The sequence below is a fragment of the Mycobacterium sp. genome, from assembly GCF_049281135.1.
GTDB lineage: Bacteria > Actinomycetota > Actinomycetes > Mycobacteriales > Mycobacteriaceae > Mycobacterium.
Genome location: NZ_JBAPRN010000293.1, coordinates 1 through 18,045, shown reverse-complemented (window position 1 = coordinate 18,045; position 18,045 = coordinate 1). Strand labels below are relative to the sequence as shown.

Annotated in this window: 16 protein-coding genes and 2 pseudogenes; 8 read left to right on the top strand and 10 right to left on the bottom strand. The window is 64.4% G+C overall.

The features are described from left to right. Position 1: 1 nt before the first annotated feature. Positions 2–1,177 (bottom strand): acyl-CoA dehydrogenase family protein, encoded by a 1,176-nt coding sequence (locus WAN02_RS11850; protein ID WP_422264362.1) that lies wholly within the window; start codon positions 1,175–1,177, stop codon positions 2–4. A 189-nt stretch (positions 1,178–1,366) separates the two neighbouring features. Here WAN02_RS11850 and WAN02_RS11845 point away from each other — a divergent pair, with 189 nt between their 5' ends. The 6 genes from WAN02_RS11845 to WAN02_RS11820 all read left to right on the top strand — a co-directional run bounded on the left by WAN02_RS11845 (position 1,367) and on the right by WAN02_RS11820 (position 7,092). After that, positions 1,367–2,020: a TetR/AcrR family transcriptional regulator gene (locus WAN02_RS11845; RefSeq protein ID WP_422264361.1), complete on the top strand. Its 654-nt coding sequence runs from the start codon at positions 1,367–1,369 to the stop codon at positions 2,018–2,020. A 51-nt stretch (positions 2,021–2,071) separates the two neighbouring features. Continuing rightward, positions 2,072–2,902, top strand: coding sequence for an acyl-CoA thioesterase (locus WAN02_RS11840; RefSeq protein ID WP_422264360.1), 831 nt, complete (start codon positions 2,072–2,074; stop codon positions 2,900–2,902). Between the two features lie 177 nt (positions 2,903–3,079). Beyond that, the gene (locus WAN02_RS11835; protein ID WP_422264359.1) at positions 3,080–4,282 is read left to right on the top strand and encodes a cytochrome P450; all 1,203 of its coding nucleotides are present in this window, start codon (positions 3,080–3,082) and stop codon (positions 4,280–4,282) included. A gap of 29 nt (positions 4,283–4,311) precedes the next feature. Beyond that, positions 4,312–5,151, top strand: coding sequence for a mycofactocin-coupled SDR family oxidoreductase (locus WAN02_RS11830; protein ID WP_422264358.1), 840 nt, complete (start codon positions 4,312–4,314; stop codon positions 5,149–5,151). Positions 5,152–5,160: 9 nt separating this feature from the next. Beyond that, on the top strand, positions 5,161–6,234 hold the full coding sequence (locus WAN02_RS11825; protein WP_422264357.1) for a phosphotransferase: 1,074 nt from the start codon (positions 5,161–5,163) through the stop codon (positions 6,232–6,234). Positions 6,235–6,279: 45 nt separating this feature from the next. Then, entirely contained in the window at positions 6,280–7,092 is an 813-nt protein-coding gene (locus WAN02_RS11820; RefSeq protein ID WP_422264356.1) for an SDR family NAD(P)-dependent oxidoreductase, read from the top strand. Here the strand turns inward: WAN02_RS11820 and WAN02_RS11815 are convergent. The 9 genes and pseudogenes from WAN02_RS11815 to WAN02_RS11775 form a co-directional block, all read right to left on the bottom strand. Continuing rightward, the gene (locus tag WAN02_RS11815; protein WP_422264355.1) at positions 7,089–9,491 is read right to left on the bottom strand and encodes a CoA transferase; all 2,403 of its coding nucleotides are present in this window, start codon (positions 9,489–9,491) and stop codon (positions 7,089–7,091) included. The two genes, WAN02_RS11820 and WAN02_RS11815, sit on opposite strands and share 4 nt — an antisense overlap. A gap of 39 nt (positions 9,492–9,530) precedes the next feature. Beyond that, positions 9,531–9,701: pseudogene (locus WAN02_RS11810) on the bottom strand (enoyl-CoA hydratase/isomerase family protein); the annotation flags it as partial. Positions 9,702–9,777: 76 nt separating this feature from the next. Next, positions 9,778–10,908: a M24 family metallopeptidase gene (locus WAN02_RS11805; protein WP_422264354.1), complete on the bottom strand. Its 1,131-nt coding sequence runs from the start codon at positions 10,906–10,908 to the stop codon at positions 9,778–9,780. A 1-nt stretch (position 10,909) separates the two neighbouring features. Next, positions 10,910–12,157 carry a M24 family metallopeptidase gene (locus WAN02_RS11800; protein WP_422264353.1) on the bottom strand — a complete coding sequence of 416 codons (1,248 nt, stop codon included), beginning with the start codon at positions 12,155–12,157 and terminating at the stop codon, positions 10,910–10,912. Positions 12,158–12,165: 8 nt separating this feature from the next. Beyond that, on the bottom strand, positions 12,166–13,227 hold the full coding sequence (locus WAN02_RS11795) for an amidohydrolase family protein (RefSeq protein WP_422264372.1): 1,062 nt from the start codon (positions 13,225–13,227) through the stop codon (positions 12,166–12,168). A 178-nt stretch (positions 13,228–13,405) separates the two neighbouring features. Continuing rightward, a complete protein-coding gene (locus tag WAN02_RS11790; protein ID WP_422264351.1) occupies positions 13,406–14,650 on the bottom strand; it encodes a cytochrome P450 in 1,245 nt (414 codons plus the stop codon). A gap of 3 nt (positions 14,651–14,653) precedes the next feature. Beyond that, complete coding sequence (locus WAN02_RS11785) at positions 14,654–14,848, bottom strand: ferredoxin (protein WP_422264350.1); 195 nt, start codon at positions 14,846–14,848, stop codon at positions 14,654–14,656. Between the two features lie 22 nt (positions 14,849–14,870). Next, positions 14,871–15,524 (bottom strand): TetR/AcrR family transcriptional regulator, encoded by a 654-nt coding sequence (locus WAN02_RS11780; protein WP_422264349.1) that lies wholly within the window; start codon positions 15,522–15,524, stop codon positions 14,871–14,873. Between the two features lie 44 nt (positions 15,525–15,568). Then, positions 15,569–16,384 carry an SDR family NAD(P)-dependent oxidoreductase gene (locus WAN02_RS11775; RefSeq protein ID WP_422264348.1) on the bottom strand — a complete coding sequence of 272 codons (816 nt, stop codon included), beginning with the start codon at positions 16,382–16,384 and terminating at the stop codon, positions 15,569–15,571. Between the two features lie 236 nt (positions 16,385–16,620). Here WAN02_RS11775 and pstS point away from each other — a divergent pair, with 236 nt between their 5' ends. Beyond that, complete coding sequence (gene pstS / locus WAN02_RS11770) at positions 16,621–17,739, top strand: phosphate ABC transporter substrate-binding protein PstS (protein WP_422264347.1); 1,119 nt, start codon at positions 16,621–16,623, stop codon at positions 17,737–17,739. A 12-nt stretch (positions 17,740–17,751) separates the two neighbouring features. Next, positions 17,752–18,045 (top strand): annotated as a pseudogene (locus tag WAN02_RS11765) (phosphate ABC transporter permease subunit PstC); the annotation flags it as partial.

Sequence of the window (18,045 nt, the reverse complement as noted above, 5' to 3'; positions counted from 1 at the left end):
CTCAGTTGCGCGGCAGGCCGAGTATCCGCTGAGCGATGATGTTCCGCTGAATTTCGGACGTGCCACCGGCGATGGTCGCGGCGAAACTACGAAAGTAGCGATCGAACCAGCTGCCGTAGTGGGAATCCAAGTTCAAGGGAGCATACGGGCCGGTGACGGCGGGGTGCATCAGCCCATCGACACTCGCGGCGCCCAGCACGTGTTCGGTCGCGGTCTGCACCGCTTCGGACCCCAGCAACTTGAGCACCGACTGGCTCGCCACATCTTCTTCGCCACGGGCGGCACGCGCCAGCGCCACCGAACCGAGCAATCGCAGCGCCTCGCAATCCATCACCAGGGTGGCGTAGCGATCGCGTTCCAGTTCATCGGACGGCCGGAAATCCTCAGTCATTTCCCGCAATTGGTCGGCGTAGCCCATCCAGAGCATGGTGCGCTCGTGGCCCAGGGACCCGGTGGCGACTCGCCACCCTTGGTTGATCTCGCCGACCAGGTTTTCGGCCGGCACGCGAACATCGGTGAAGAACACCTCGTTGAAATCCTGGTCGTCGAGACCAGACGCCGATGCGAAAGGGCGGCGCGCGACACCGGGACTGTCGGTCGGGATCAGCAGCACGCTGATCCCCTTGTGCTTAGGAGCATCGGGATCGGTGCGCACGAATGCCAGCAACACGTCTGCATCGTGGGCGCCTGAGGTCCACACTTTTTGCCCGTTGACCACGAACTCGTTGCCGTCGCGTACCGCGCGCGTGCGCAGCGATGCCAGATCCGAACCGGCACCCGGCTCGCTCATTCCCAGCGACGCGGTGATCTCGGCCCGCAAAATCGGCACCGCCCAACGCCGCTTCTGCTCCGGCGTCCCGAACGACAGAAGCGACGCGGCGATGATTCCGACGCCCTGCGGATTGAAACTCTGGTAGATACGCCGGCGGGACAACTCCTCGGCGTGCACGTACTGTTGCAGCACCGTGGCGTTGCGGCCGCCGAACTCGGGCGGGTTGCCGGGCACCAGCCAGCCGTGATCGAACAGCAGTCGCTGCCACTGCCGCGCCCATGGCGGGATATCGGACGACGAGTGCGAGCGTCGCACGACGTCGGCTTCGTCCGGCAGATGTTCGTCGAGAAAATCCACGAATTCGGCGCGGAACGCCTCGACGTCGGCATCGAAGGTCAATTGCATGAACCCTCCCGCGCGGCCGGTAATTCGCGTTCTGCTTCCCTGGAGAGCAGTGAGAGAATACTATTCTCGTGCAGCGAAAGTTACAATCTCAGACACGTCGTCCCGCTAGGGGGCTAGCACACAATGACACGGCGTTCTCCGGTACAGTCCAACCATGTTCCCCCCTCGCGGCAATCAGCTGAGCCGCCCGTGACCAGCCCGAGCGAAGAGCCGGCCTGGAAGCAGCGCGCCGTTGAGCGGTCGATCAAGACGGCAAAGCTGCGGGCCGCGCAACGCGTCCAACGCTTCCTGGATGCGGCGCAGGCCATCATCATCGAAAAGGGCAGCACAGACTTCACTGTGCAAGAGGTCGTCGACCGTTCCCGCCAGTCGCTACGGAGCTTCTACCTGCAGTTTGATGGCAAGCACGAACTACTGTTGGCGCTGTTCGAAGACGCGCTGAGCCGTTCGGCCGACCAGATTCGTGCCGCCACCGCCAACCACGATGACCCGATCGACCGGTTGAAGGTTGCCGTCGAGTTGCTGTTCGAGTCTTCGCGGCCCGACCCGACAGCCAAGAGGCCGTTGTTCACCGACTTTGCTCCGCGATTGCTGGTGTCGCATCCCGCAGAGGTCAAAGTTGCTCACGCGCCGCTTGTTACTTTGCTCGCAGAATTGATGGAAGCCGCAGGCAATGCGGGCGAGCTCCGCGCCGGCATCAACCCACGGCGAATGGCGGCGATGACCATGCAAACGGTCATGTTCATCGCCCAGTCCAGCGGCGGGCCGGATGACGAGTCCTCACACCCCATCACCGCCGATGAGGTCTGGGACTTCTGCTCGTGCGGTTTCGTCGGGAAATAACCGGCGAGAACCGGGTTACCGGTCAGCGAGAATTTAACTTACACTCACGGCGTGATCGATCCCTGGACCGACCTGCTCGGTTGCCTTGATCTGCAGATCGAGCACGAGCCATCCGAGCCCGACAACGTCACGGTGTTCGACGGTGTCAGCCAACAGTTGGATTACCACCGGGTGTTCGGCGGCCAACTCCTCGCGCAGTTCATCCGGGCCGCATCGCTGGCCTGCCCCGACAAAACGGTCAAGTCGTTGCATACGGTGTTCGCGCGCGAAGGACGTGCCGCCGAGCCGGTCCGCTACCAGGCGACGCGTCAGCACGAGGGCCGGTCTTTTGCGTCGTTGACCATCACCGCCCAGCAGCCACATGCCGTGCTGGCCAGTAGCTCGGTCTCGCTGCACACTGTCGAGGACGGGCCCGAAAACCAAGACTCGCAAGCGGTTCCGGCGCTGCTGGACGAAACACATCGGGTCGAACTCGACCTGATCCCGTGGGAGACCCGCAGTGCCGACGATCTCAACGCGCTCACCGCCGGCCCACCACGATTCGAGGTCTGGATGCGCACCCCGCCGCTCGACGGCGACCTCGCGCCCGCACTGGCCGCCTACGCCACCGACCTCACGCTCATCGGGACAGCCCTGCGTCCGCTGGAAGGCTTCAACCACAGTGGCAACGGAACCCTGTTCACCTCAGCCGTCACCTCCCACACGGTGTGGTTTCACCAGCCGTTTCGCACCGACCGCTGGCTTCTACTGCGACAGCACAGTCCGGTGCTGGCGCATGGCCGCTGCTTTGGGCGTGGCGACGTCCTGACCGAAGACGGCACGCTCGTCGCGTCCTACGCCCAGGAAGCGCTGCTGCGTTTTCGCGACGGCGCCGGCCGATGACGCAAAACCGTTCGCATATCGCACAAAACGCGCATTACGAGAACTGTATTCTCGTTGAGAAAGAATGATGAGTAGCGAAAACGGATTCCGCGTTGACACCCGCAGGCGGCTGATGACAGAGTTGCCGCAGGTTCTCAGCACTACCAACTATGCGCCCGCACCGAGAGGCGAAGCTCCGTGACCGTGACTGCACCCGACGGCGTCTATTACGACCCGTACGACGTGGAGATCAATGCCGATCCGTACCGGGCGTTCCGGACGATCCGCGAAGAGGCGCCGCTGTACTACAACGAGCAGCACGACTTCTACGCACTGAGCCGGTTCGCCGATGTCGACCGAGCGCTCGTCGACCACGAGACGTTCAGCTCGGCCCGCGGCGCGATCATCGAGCTGATCAAGGCCAACATCGACATTCCGCCGGGCGTCATCATTTTCGAAGACCCGCCTATCCATGACGTGCACCGCAAACTGCTCGCCCGCATGTTCACCCCGCGCAAGATCAATGATCTCGAGCTCAAGATTCGCGAATTCTGCGCGCACAGTTTGGATCCGATTACCGGCGGAGACAGTTTCGACTTCGTCGTCGACCTCGGCGCGCAGATGCCGATGCGGGTGATCGGCATGCTGCTCGGCATTCCCGATGAATACCAAGAAGCGGCAAGGGATTTGACGAACGACCAGATGCGCACCGAGGCGGGCAAGCCGATGAAAGCGGCGGCCGAGGGTATGAACACCGGCGAGTTCTTCGCCGATTTCATCGACTGGCGTGCTGAGCATCCCTCCGACGACATCATGACCGATCTGCTGAATGTCGAGTTCACCGACGAGAAGGGCGTCACGCGGCGACTGACCCGCGAGGAGCTACTCACCTACATCAGCGTGGTGTCCGGTGCCGGCAACGAAACCACCACCCGGCTGATCGGTTGGGCCGGAAAGGTCTTGGCCGAGCATCCCGACCAGCGACGCGAGCTGGCCGAGAACGCCGCCCTCATCCCCGCGGCGATCGAGGAACTTCTGCGCTTCGAGCCACCCGCTCCACACGTGGCGCGCTACGTGACCCGGGACGTCACCTACTACGGACAGACGGTGCCAGAGGGCAGCGCGATGATGATGCTCATCGGCTCCGCGAACCGCGACCACCGCCAATTCCCGCCGGACGGCGATGTTTTCGACATTCACCGCGAACCGCGCCAGCACCTCTCCTTCAGTGTCGGTACCCACTACTGCCTGGGCTCGGCGTTAGCGCGACTGGAGGGTCGGATCGCGCTAGAAGAGATCTTGAAGCGCTTCCCCGAATGGCAAGTCGACCTCAACCGTGCCGCGTTGTCTCCGACGTCCACCGTGCGTGGCTGGGACACGATGCCGGCTGCCATCGGTTGAGCAATCACCAGTAATGAAATGAGGAAATGATGGCGGGTCGAGTCGAAGGCAAGGTTGCATTCATCACCGGTGCGGCCCGCGGTCAGGGCCGCGCACATGCGGTGCGGTTGGCCCAAGAAGGCGCCGACATCATCGCAGTGGACATCTGTAAGAAGATCGACACCGTGGATCTGATCGCCGCCTCTACGCCCGAGGATCTGGCCGAGACCGCAGACCTGGTCAAGGGCCACAACCGTCGGATCTACACCGCCGAGGTCGATGTCCGTGATTACGACGCACTCAAGGCCGCGGTCGACACCGGCGTGGAGCAGCTCGGCAAGCTCGACATCATCGTCGCCAACGCCGGCATCGGCAACGGTGGCCAGACGCTGGACAAGACCAGCGAAAGAGACTGGACCGCCATGATCGACATCAACCTCGGCGGCGTGTGGAAGACCGTGAAAGCCGGTGTGCCCCATATCCTCGCGGGCGGCAACGGCGGCTCGATCATCCTCACCAGCTCGGTCGGTGGCCTCAAGGCTTACCCGCACACCGGTCACTACGTCGCCGCCAAGCACGGTGTCGTCGGCTTGATGCGCACCTTCGCCGTCGAGCTCGGCGCGCAGAACATCCGCGTCAACTCCGTGCACCCGACCAACGTCAACACCCCGCTGTTCATGAACGACGGCACGATGAAGCTGTTCCGTCCCGATCTGGAGCACCCAGGCCCCGATGACATGAAGGTCGTCGGCCAGCTGATGCACACCTTGCCAATCGGCTGGGTCGAGCCCGAGGACATCGCCAACGCGGTGCTGTTCCTCGCGTCCGACGAGGCGCGTTACGTCACCGGCGTCACGCTACCGATCGACGGCGGCAGCTGCCTGAAATAGCCTTCTGCCGTGACGCTTTCGGAGTTATCCATACCTGCCAGCTGGAACGAGATCACCCCGGCCTGGATGACCGGCGCCCTCGGTCGGCACCATCCCGACGCAGTTGTCAGCGACGTCGAGGTGGTGCTGCGTGATGACGGCACCAACCGGCGGGCCCGGCTCGGGCTGACCTACTCGGCCGGAACCGGACCGGCCACCGTGTTCGCCAAGGCGGTCGATCCGGCGCACGCGGAACTCGTCGCGCTCACCAGTGGGCTGTTTCACGAGCCACGGCTCTTCAACGCGGGAGTCATTCTCCCGCTTGATCATCCGGTCGTCTACGCCGCGATCCTCGATGAGGACGCATCCGACTTCCTGATGATCATGGAAGATGTCGTCGCACGCGGCGCCGATCCACGCGATTCGACGCGGCCGATGACCGTCGATCAGGTAGCAAGCGGCGTCCGCGGATTGGCGAAACTACACAGCGAGTTCTGGGGTGATCGAATCATCAGCGATCCGGCGCTCAGCTGGGTCGAGCCGTTCGTCGCATTCGCGGGATTGGAATACGCGCCACTCGAGATCGCCCATGAGCGTCTGGGAGATTCCGTTCCCGCCGAGATTCCGGCGATGACGGGTACTGACCTGTTCGTGGATATCTGGGCCCGCTATATCGGCACCCTGACCGAGGCGCCGCAGACGCTGCTGCACGGTGATCCGCACATCGGCAACACCTATGTGCTCCCGGACGACACCGTCGGATTCCTGGACTGGCAGATGGTGCGGCGCGGCAACTTCGCGCTGGACCTCGGTTACTTCCTGCAGGGCGCGCTGACGATTGAGGATCGTCGTCGCAGCGAGCGGGACCTCGTCGACGAATATCGCGGTGCGCTTTCGTTGCCGGCCGAGGACATGCCAAGCGCCGACGAGGTCTGGCTGCGGTATCGGGGGTCGGTCGCCCATGGGTTGGCGATCTGGATGGCCACGCTCAGCGGCGGCGACGCGTGGCAAGGTGCCGAGATCTGCCTGGCGCTGGCACAGCGTTACGCGGCGGCCTTCGTCGACCTCGACACCCGCGGCGCGCTGGACGCCATCACGCGCTGACGGGGCCGTCGTCGCGCGCCCAGGCCGATCGGCTACCGTCGCGCCATGAACGGATATGAAGGCAAAGGCGCCGTCATCACCGGCGGTGCAAACGGTATCGGCTTCGCGACCGCGACCGAGTTCGCAAGTCGGGGAGCGCGTGTCGTGCTCGCCGACCTCGATAAGCCGTCGCTGGAGCAGGCGGTTGCGCACTTGCGGGCCAAGGGGTTCGAAGCGCATGGCGTGATGTGTGACGTCAGGTATCTCAAGGAGATGATCAACCTGGCCGATGAGGCATTTCGTCTTCTCGGTCAGGTCGACGTGGTCTTCAGCAATGCCGGCATAGCGGTCGCCGGTCCGATCGCGCAGATGACGCACGACGACTGGCGCTGGGTGATCGACATCGACCTGTGGGGCTCGATCCATGCCGTCGAGGCATTTCTGCCCAGGTTGCTCAAGCAGGGCACCGGCGGCCACATCGCCTTCACCGCGTCGTTCGCCGGGCTGATGCCCAACGTCGGCCTCGGCGCCTACAGCGTTGCGAAATACGGCGTCGTGGGCCTGGCCGAGAATCTGGCCCGTGAGGTCAAAGACAACGGAATCGGTGTGTCGGTGCTCTGCCCGATGGTCGTGGAGACCAAGCTGCTCTCGAACTCCGAACGCATCATGGGCGCGGATTACGGGCTGTCAGCGACGAGCACTCCAGCGCAACCGGACACCTTGAACGTCGACGAGGTAGCCCGCTTGACCGTCGACGCGATTGCGGCCAATCGCCTCTACGTGCTGCCCCATTCGGCCGCCCGGGCATCAATCCGCCGCCGATTCGATCGCATCGACCAGACCTTCGAGGACCAGGCCGGCGACGGGTGGGGTCACTAGCGAGCCGGGGGTCTGCGCGCACCGCCGGGCGCTCGGCCGATGACACCGTCGGCTTCCAACACGGCGATCTCGTCGCCGCTCAACCCGAGTTCGGCCAGCAGTTCGTGGTTGTGCTCGCCGAGTAACGGCGCAGGGTTCAGATGGAATCGATCTGGACCGGCGGAGAACCGCACCGGCAGCGTGCTGTGTGGCACGCTCTCGTTCACCGGATGGCCGACATCTTCGAAGAAGCCACGAAATTGCAGCTGCGGGATCTCGGTTTGGCGATGCGGCTGCATCACCTTGCCCACCGGAACGCCGACAGCCCATAGGCATTCGACGATATCGTCGCCACCCCGGTCCTCGCACCACATGCCCAGGTGCTCGTCGATGAAGTCGTGGGAGTCTCGGCGGCCCGCTGCAGTCGACAGCTTCTCGTCCAGCGCCCACTGCGGCCGGCCCAGCGCCTCGCACAACCCGATCCACTGCTCGTCATCGGCGACGGCGATGGCCACCCAGCTGTCGAGGCGCCCGAATTCGTCGACATCGGCTGTGCGGTAAAGGTTCTGCGGCGCGGCCGCCGGTCCCCGATTGCCGGCGCGCTGCAGCAACTGACCATAGGCGGAGTATTCGATGACCTGTTCGGCGGCGATGTTCAGGGCCGCATCGATCATCGCGGCCTCGATCATCACGCCTTGACCGGTGCAGCGCCGGAACTCCAGGGCGAGCAGCAGTGCGGTGGCCGCGTGCACGCCGGCATTGGGATCGCCGATGGAGTACGGCTCGTAGGGATTGCGGTCCGGGTAACCGGTCAGCCAGCTCACCCCGGATGCGGCCTCGATGACGTAGGCGAACGCCGGGTTGTCCCGCCACGGCCCGTCCAGGCCGAACCCCGGCATCCTCAATAGGATCGCGTCGGGCCGGATCGCCCGGACCGCCGCGAAATCCAGGCCAATCTGGTCCAGCACCCGAGGAGTGAAACTCTCGACGATCACGTCTGAGGTTGCGATAAAGCGGCGCAACACGTCTCGGCCCGCCGAGGTCTGCAGGTCGAGGGTCAACCCTTTCTTATTGGTGTTCAGCGCCGAGAAGATCGGCGACTTCTCCCACCACTGGTCCTCGGTGACCGGGATGCCGGCGATCAATCGGGTACCGTCCGGCTTGCGGGTGGACTCAACGTGGATCACGTCAGCCCCGAGCATTGCAAGGAAATGCGTACAGCTCGGCCCGGCCCAGAAGGTGGTCATGTCCAGCACCCGTAGACCCTGGAAAGGCAGCCGATCTGCGACGCCGGACGGCGTCGGCCGCTTCGGCGCGGATAGTGGAGACTGCCGATACTGTGCGGTGTGCTCGCCGAGACGCGGGGCCGGTTGCGGCGGAAGGAGTTTCGCGGGCTCCATCCGGTACGGATGACCCGGCTGCTGGAACCCGTCTCGAGGGTTGGCGACAAATGAGCGCCGGCGCTGGAATTGTTCCAGCTCGGTGATGTTGGCGCCGTTGGCGACCGGCGCGTTGGGTATCCGAAACGCGGAGGCCAGGTCGCGGATGTCGTCGGCGTTCTGGCTCTCGAACCACGAATAGATCTCGGCGGCCTTCTCGTTGGCCATCTCGGTGATCGACAGCGGCGAGTCCTCGTCGATCCAGTCTTGGCGGCCGATCATCGCGCACAAGTCGAACCACTGCTGCGCAGTGCCGCATCCCACGTCCACCAAACCGTCTCTGGCACGCGCGATCCCCGGCACCGTGACCTTGCGGGCGTCCCGCCACGGCCGCCCCAGCATCTCGAAAAAGGTGACGGGGTAATAGGTCAGGCCGAGAATCTGGGCCTCGAGCATCGAGAGGTCGAGGAGCTCACCGGCGCCGGTGTCGATCTGGCGCAACCGGGACGCCAAGGTCGCGACGCCGGCGTGAGCGCCCGCCAGATAGTCACCGACCTGTCCGCCGACGAATACCGGTGCGCGATCGGCGGATCCGCGACCCAGCCCGACAATGCCGCCCGACCACGCCTGCAAAGTGAACTCGGTCGCCGGCCGGTCGCACCACGGCCCGTCCAGCCCGAACGGGGTGATCGATGTGACGATCAGGTGCGGATGCGAGCGACGCAGCGCCTGCGGTGTGAATGCGGAGGCCTCGGCCACCGAGGAACCGCGCGACCACACCACCGCGTCCGCGGCGGCCAGCAGGTCGTCGATGAGGTCGGCGTCGCCGTCGATGCCCGGGTCGGCGACAACGCTGTGCTTGGCGCCGGCTAGGAATCCGAACAGGGCTCCGTCGCTGCCGGTTTCGATGTGGGTACCCGACGCCGACCAGCCGCGCAACGGATCTCCTTGCGGCGGCTCGACTTTGATCACCTGAGCGCCGCCGTCAGCCAACAGCTTGGTGCAGTAGGCACCGGCGATGCCAGTGGACAGCTCAACCACAGTGTAACCGTGCAGGGGGCCAGTGTCTGGCGCCACGGCCTAGTCCTTCTTCGCCCGGCCGGATTTACTCAACCGTAAGTCGGGCGGAAACTTGGCGTCGTTGTCCCTCACCGAGTCGGCGAGCCCGCTCTGGATGGCGTCGCCGAGCATCATGTCATCACCGTCGGGGGCCACCAGGCCGCCCATCGACTCGAAGAGCGCACTGAGCATGCGGCGATCTTGGTCTTCGGGTCCTTGTCGTAGAGGATGATCTCCTCCGGCGACGGCCGCGCGCTCTCGGCCATCGTCAGACGCCGGCCGCGGCGTTGGCCGAGGGGCTTGACGTCAAGACCTCGGGACCGTCGGGGGTGATCAACACCGCCTCTCGCCCGAACACGGCGCCGACGCCCGATTGCCAGACATATCCGGTGACCGCCAGCACCATCCCCGGCTCCAGCCGTTCCTCGGCCGCCGTCGCCGGCAGATGCTGAGAGACGACGGGTGGGTCGAATCCCAGACCCAGCCCCCGCGCGATGGGCATCGGCGGTAGTTCTTCGCCGGCGGCCTGATAGGCCGTAAGTAGATCGATGGCAGGCGCACCTGGTTGACAGGCTTCATACAGCCTGTCCCACAGCGCATCCCACCGTCTATACAGATCACTGGCGCCGTTGAGTTCGCCGACCGGCCAGGTGCGGCCGACTTCGCCGGTGTAGCCACCGTCGAGCACGCCGGCGGAGAACGCCACCAGGTCGCCGTCTTGCACCAATCCGTCAGGATTGGCCCGACGCCATGGGTGCTCGCGGGATGTCACCCACGCCGCGTCTTGGGTGGACGGGGTGCTCACCCCGCCGGCGGCCATCGCCTCCAACAGCACACCGGCCAAGGTCTTCTCGCTGATTCCCGGCCGCAGTTCGGCGACGGCCGCGGCCAAGCCCAGCTCGGCCACCCGGATCGCCTCGCGTAGCGCCGTCACTTCCTCAGGTGTCTTGATCCGCCGGGCTGCGCGCATCGCCAGCTCACCGTCGACTAGCTCGGCATTCGGAAAAGCCGTCGGCAGCAGCTGCGCGAACCCCGGTGAAAGCGCATCGGTGCCAACATGTTTCGCTGTTGCCGCCCCATCGATGCGTTGTAAGTTGGCGATGGTGTTCATCGGGTTCCAGGCGATGCCGTAGAGATTCTCGTGGGGGATGTCGTCCGGCACGCCCTCGTCCCAGGTGCTGAGCAGATGGATCGCCCCGGTCTCCCGCACAACCACACACGTCGGACCGAACGGCCTGGTGCCGGCTACCCACAACTGCGGTGTACCGGATACGTAGCGGACGTTCGCCTGGCGGCCGAGTACCAGCACGTCGAGATCGTGCTTTTCCATTTGCGCCAGGGCGCGTTCGCGACGACCGGTGCGCAACGCGCGGTCGTCGGCCAGAACCTCGGTTCCCATATCAGTGTTCTCCGTACGGGGCATAGGGGTAGTCGGTCAGCCGGATATGCCCGTTCTCGGTGATGACGACGATCTCTTCACTGCGGTAACCGCCGGTGCCTTCCTCCCACACCACCGGCTCGAGGACCATCACCATGCCCGGCTCGAGGATGAAGTTCTCGTCGAACTCCTCGCCGAGATCGGTTCCGATCATGGGTGTTTCGGCCGCGTTCACACCGATGCTGTGCCCGAGGTAGAAGTGCGGCAGCCACGGCCGGGCGCCGCCATTGGCTTGCGTCGCCGCCCTGCCCAAGTCCGCCACAGAGGCACCGGCCCGCACCACGCTGAGCACAGCGTCGACGATCTCTTGCCACTTGTAGTACTGCGCGTGCTGCCGAGGCGTCGGCTCGTCGCCCACCACCCAGGTCCGTCCGAAGTCGGAACAGTAGCCCTGGTACGTGATGCTGACGTCGGTCCACAGCACGTCACCGGCAGCGAGTTCACGCTCAGTTGTCAACAGCGGCAATGCCAGATCCCCGTGGGTGGTCCATACCCCGTCAGCTTTGTACTTGGGCATCACCTGCCAGATCGGCTCGAGCATGCTGGCCATCGCGCCCAGTTCGAAGGCATGGCGCATGAAGCTTGCCGACAAGTCGATCTGACGAATTCCCGGCGCCAGCGCGGCCTGCACGTCCACCATCGCCGTGTCGGTGATCCGCACCGCGGTGCGGATGCAGGCCAGTTCGTCGGGAGTCTTGATGAGCTTGGCAGCGCCGACGATCTGAGCGGCGTCGACCGGGCGTCCGGACCGGAACAGCCGCGGCTGCGCGCGCCGCATCGCGCCGGTGAGCTCGTCGACCGCGATCACGGCCGCGGCCGGCATCAGCTCTTCGATCACCCGCGCGAAGTTCTCCACGCCCTCGTCGAATTCCAGATACACCGGACCGTGCAGATGGTCTGCGGGCAAACCTGATTCCGACGCAGAACCTTCACGGAAAGGCAGGAACAAGTGCGGGTGCGGATCGTCGGCGAGGACAACCGCGACTGGCCGCTCGACATAGGACAACCCGGCATCGCCCAGCGGCCAGCTCACCCCGGTCGCATACACGACACTGTTGTTGCCCAGCAGGATCAGCACATCCACACCGCGATCGGCCATCGCCGAACGCAGCCGCGCACCGGTCTCGCGACGCATCCGCTCGATATCCGGTCTCTCCGGAATGTCTTGCGCAGACGTCGGCGGGGCCAAGAACGAAGTGGGTGAAGTCATCGAGCGGCCTACAGCCCCAAGAACTCGGTGATGTTGCCGCTGACGATGCGCGTGGCCGCCTGCGGGCCGACCGCGTCGACGACGGCGGCCAGCGACTTCTCCGAATAGCCGAAGGTGCTTTCGTTGTGCGGGTAGTCGCTGGACCACATCACCTTGTCGATGCCGATCTGGTCGATCAGCTGCAGCCCCAGCGGATCGACCATGAACGAGGCGCTCATGTGCGTGTCCCAGTAGTAGCGCACGTCGTGCTCGAGCGGCCGATTGAACATGTGCTGGTAGGACGCCACCAGATGCTCGGCATCCTGCAAAGCCCATGGCACCCAGGCGATTCCACCTTCGAACCAGCCGATCCGGAGTCCGGGGTGGTCGTCGAGGATCCCGGTGAAGAGGTACTTGGCGAACTGTTCGCGGAATCCGTCGATGTTGATCATCATGCCGACGACGACGCTGTTGAACTCACACGGACTCTTCGGCGGCGTCTCGCCGATGTGGTGGGTGATCGGAAGCCCGGCCGCCTCGATCTCATCCCACACCGGCTTCATGCTGGTGCTGCCGTAGTCGATCGGCTTGTCGTCGTCATCCTTGCCGGGGTTGAGCGGCAGGAGGAACGTCTTGAGGCCGAGTGACTTCAGTTCGGCCAGTGTCCTTTTCGTGCCTTCGGGATCCCACCAGTTGATCAGTCCCGCACCGTAGAAGTGCCCGTTGGACTGCTCCTGCAACTCGGCCATGTACTCGTTGTAGATGCGGAACGCCAGCTCTCGAAGTTTCTTGTCCGGGTAGTGGAAGAGCGCCAGAATGGCGTTGGGGAACGCGAGTTCCTTCTCGACGCCGTCCTCGCGCAGTTCCTGGATCCGGGCCTCGATGTTGGTGCTCGCCGCACCGGGCAGGTCGTCGTACTGCATCAGGACGGCGCTGAAATCACCTGGCAGGAACGACTGTCCCTTCCGTCCGACTTGGTAGGCGCCTTCCTCGTACCAGATCCGCGGCGCCTTGTCTTTCAGGTCTTCCGGGAAACGCTGATAGAAGATGTCGTCGGCCAGCGAAATGTGGTTGTCCGCCGAGAAAACCACCGTGCCTTCGGGCAGGCCGGTGTTGGTGCCGTCGGCGTGACCGTGCCGATTCTTGGGCGCGCCAAAGCCTCCCGGCGGGTACAGCGAGACGGTGCTTGTTTGAGGCGACATCAGTGGCCCTCCATTCGGATCCAGACTTCTTCGACAGTAGTTCTCGCGGATCGGCTAGTGAGTGGATTCACCAGGTCACCGGTAGTTCGTAGACGCCGTATGCGAGCCGGTCATGCTTGAGCGGCACATCGTCGATCGGCACGGCGAGTTCCAGGCTGGGCACGCGGTGAAACAGCGTGTGGAAGACGATCTGTAGTTCGGCGCGGGCAAGCTGCTGACCGACGCACTGGTGCCGTCCGTAGCCGAAGGCGACGTGCTGCCCGGCACCCGAGCGATGCAGGTACAGCCGGTCGGGTTCGGTGAATTCTTTGGGGTCCCAGTTCGCCGGCGCGTTGTCGATGATGATGCCTTCGCCGGCGCGGATGACTTCGCCGGCGATCTCGATGTCTTCTGCGGCCACACGGCGCTGGCCGTTTTGGATGATCGACAGATAACGCAGCAGTTCCTCGACGGCGTTGGCAACGACTTTCGGGTCGCCGGTCTCTCGCAAGACCGCCGCCTGGTCGGGGTGTTGCAGCAGGGCCAGCACGCCCAGGCCGATCATGTTGGCGGTGGTCTCGTGTCCGGCGATCAGCAGGCCGGTGCCGAGCTGCGCGGCTTCCTTGACGCTGAGCTCGCCCGCCTTGACTCGCTCGGCGAGGTCCGACACCGCGTCTTCGGCCGGGGACTCCATCTTGGCCTCGACCAGCTGGGCAAGATATTTGTGCAGGCTCATCGCGCCCTTGACGGTGTCTTCACCGGTCGCGTACCGCGCCAGCCCGACGTTGGCGTGGTGCTGGAACATCTCGGCGTCTTCATACGGCACGCCGAGCAGCTGGCTGATCACCAACGAGGGCACCGGGAGTGCCAGCGCACTGACGATCTCACCGGGCTTGGGCCCGGCCAGCATCGCGTCGATGGCGTCGTCGGTGATCTGCTGGATCGCCGGGCGCAGACCTTCAACCCGCTTGAAGGTGAACGGTTTTGACAGCATCCGCCGAAATCGGGTGTGCTCCTCGGCGTCTGCGGTGAACACCGATCTGGGCCGCTTGTGCACCGTGGACAGCATGCCCGCGTTCCAGTGCGGGAAACCCGGCCGACGGTCGTCGACGCTGACCCGATGATCGGAGAACAGCGTGCGCGCCTCGTCGTAGCCAGTGATAAGCCATGGGGTGCTGCCATCCCAGATCGTCACGCGCGACAACGGCCGCGCCTCGGCCAGCTCCATCACCTTCGGTGGCGGGGCGAACGGGCAACCACCGGCACGCGGCATCGGATACTCGGGGGCGTCAGCGATCGCCTCGGTGGTCGCGCCGGTGAGCGTCTCGGACACTTCTCACTCCTCGATGTGGATGGCCAGGGCGGGGCAACCGGCCTCAGCCTTGCGGGCGTTGTCGGCCTGCTCAGTGGGCGGGTACTCATCGAGCACGACGACTACGCCGTCCTCGTCGCGCTGATCGAAGATTTCCGGTGCATGCATCACGCAGTTCCCTGACGATGCGCATTTGTCTTGGTCCACAGAGACTTTCATATTTTCCTGCATCTAACTTCTTCTAATTGTGCGGCGTGACCGGCGCCAGCCACAGTCCGACGACGGCGTCGATGAGACGGGTCCCGGCGGTCTGCCAGGACGTCCACGGCGCGGATGCGCCTGCGGCCAAGGCCCGTTCACGATCGGCGCAGGTGTGGACCAACAGATTGCGCGCCATCAGGTTGCGTTCCACCCGAACATCGATCGGCAGCTCGGGAAGACACCGGTTTATCCCGTCGATCACCTGCACCAGCGATTCGGATGTCAGCGCGTCTTTGACGACGATGTTGTAGTACGCCGGATCAGTCATCACCTGCGCGGCAAAGCGTGCGTACCAGCTGGGGTTGCCCAGCGCCGCCAAGTGATCGGTCAATGGGCGCACCAGGCACGCGACCCAACTCCGGGTGTCCTCGGACTTCAGCGTCCGCGCGACCATGTCCTCCCGCAGACGTTCGATGGGCTCCCGGTGCCGTTGTTCGATGGCCCGCACCAGGTCGGTCTTGGTGCCGAAGTGATAGCCGACGGCGGCGTTGTTGCCCTGCCCCGCCGCCTCGCTGACCTGTCGATTGGAGACGGCAAAGACGCCGTGCTCGGCGAACAGCCGCTCGGCGGCGGTCAGGATCGCTTCCTGGGTGGTGCTGGCCCGATCGCTGCGCGCGGCCCTCGCGGTGGTCACCGGGCTAGTCAACGCCCTGCCTCCAATTAAGTCAAGCGATTGATTTAATTTATCTGCTCGTTGCGCCGACGGAGCACCTTTCCGGCGACCGTGCCGCCGTCGACTGGCAGGACGGTCCCGGTCACATAGCGGGCCCGATCGCAGGCCAGGTAGAGCGCCGCCTCGGCGATGTCGTCGGGTGTGCCCTCTCGCTTCAGCGGCCGATCGGCGCGCATCTGCTCGCGGATCGCATGCTCGAAGCGCGCGAGCTCTTCGGGCGACTTATCGGTTGTCGTCGTCTGCAGCAGCGGTGTCGGGATATTGCCCGGCGCGATGGCATTGACCCGAACCTCATACTGCGCCAACTCGATTGCGGCGGACTTGGTGAACATAATGACCGCAGCCTTGGACGCGCGATACGTCATCACGCCGCCCCCGGCCTGGATGCCACCGATCGACGACATGTTGATGATCGATCCGCCGCCGCTGGTCGCCATCTGGCGGGCGGCGTCGCGGGTACCGGCCATCACGCCCAGGACATTGACCGACATGACGCGCTGGAAGTCGGCCAGATCGTCGTCGAGAAAGCTGCGATGCATCTTGCTCGAGACTCCGGCGTTGTTCACCATGACGTCGAGCCGGCCGAAGGTCTCGACGGCTCCCGCGACCAGCGCACCGATCTGTTCGGGGTTCGAGACGTCGGCCGACCGGAAAACCACGTCGCCGCCCAGCTTGCCGGCCAGCTCTTGCCCACGCTCACGCTCGACGTCGGCGATCACCACCCGCGCGCCCTCCGACAAGAACTTCTCGACGATTCCGGCGCCGATGCCGGAGGCACCCCCGGTGACGATCGCGACCTTGTCGAGCAGTTCGTTGACCATGTCACTGAGTTAATCGGCGAGACGTCGGTTAAGTCAAGCGATTGATTTAGACCGTCCACAGCCGGCACCTAAATGCCGATGCTACGTTCGGCTCGGTGAGCCGGTTTGTTTACTTCGAATCCTCCCGGCGTTGGCCAAGAACAGCCACGCTTCCGTATGTCGGAACTGTGTTGTGCCCGTCCTGCCTCGTGGCGCAGTTTAAGTAGCTATCCGCCCGACCGTTCAAAGGAACTGATTTGAGATTCAACCGATTTGGCGCTGCAGTGGGCGTGCTGGCTACCGGTGCGCTCCTGCTGTCCGCGTGTGGAAACAACAACACCACCAATGAAGGCGGTGCGTCGTCCGGAGCGTCGTCGTCGAAAACGAACGTGAGCTGCGGCGGCAAGCACACGCTGAAGGCCAGCGGGTCCACCGCCCAGGCAAATGCGATGGCGCGATTCGTCAACGCTTTCGAGCAGGCGTGCTCAGGTCAAACCCTGAACTACACGGCGAACGGCTCAGGCGCAGGAATCAATGAGTTTGTCGGCAACCAAACCGATTTTGGTGGATCGGACGTGGCGCTGAGCGACGACGAGCACACCAAAGCGCAGCAGCGGTGCGGGTCGCCAGGATGGGATCTGCCGGTGGTGTTCGGGCCGATCGCGGTGACCTACAACGTCACCGGGGTGACCTCGCTGAACCTGGACGGACCGACCACGGCGAAGATCTTCAACGGCACCATCAAGAATTGGAATGACCCGGCGATCACCGCGCTCAACACCGGCACGGCACTCCCCGATCTGCCGATCCACGTGGTGTTCCGCAGCGACCAATCCGGAACAACGGACAATTTCCAGCAGTACCTCGATGGCGCATCCGACGGTGCGTGGGGCAAGGGCCACGGCAAGTCGTTCAACGGCGGCATCGGTGAAGGCGCCAAGGGCAACGACGGCACCTCGGCGGCCATCAAGAACACTCCTGGGTCGATCACCTATAACGAATGGTCGTTCGCCCAGGCCCAGAAGCTCAACGAGGCAAAGATCGTCACGTCCGCCGGTCCCGATCCCGTTGCGATCAGCGCCGATTCGGTCGGCAAGACGATCGCCGGGGCAAAGATCAAGGGGCAGGGCAACGACCTGATCCTGGACACACTGTCGTTCTACAAGCCCACCCAATCGGGCGCTTACCCGATCGTGTTGGCGACGTATGAAGTTGTCTGCTCGAAGTATTCGGACAGTCAGGTCGGCACGGCCGTCAAGGCGTTCCTCCAGGCAACCATTGGGCCCGGCCAGAATGGCTTGGCGGACAATGGATACATCCCGATCCCCGACGCCTTCAGGTCGAGGCTGTCAACCGCGGTCAACGCCATCGCCTGATCAAGGGCCATCATGTCCACCGCGACAGCGCCCGCGCGCAGCGCCGGCGACGGAGCTAAGGCACGGGCGGGCGACCGGCTTTTCACGTCGGTCGCCGCCCTCGCCGGTTCGACGATCACCATCGTTATCGGGCTGATCGCGATATTCCTGCTGATCCACGCGATTCCAGCACTGCGGGCCAACCACGCGAATTTCTTCACCAGCGCGCAGTTCAACACCGTCGACAGCGCCAAGCTCGCATTCGGCATCCGCGACCTGTTCATGGTGACGCTGCTGAGCTCACTGTGGGCGATGGCCCTGGCCGTG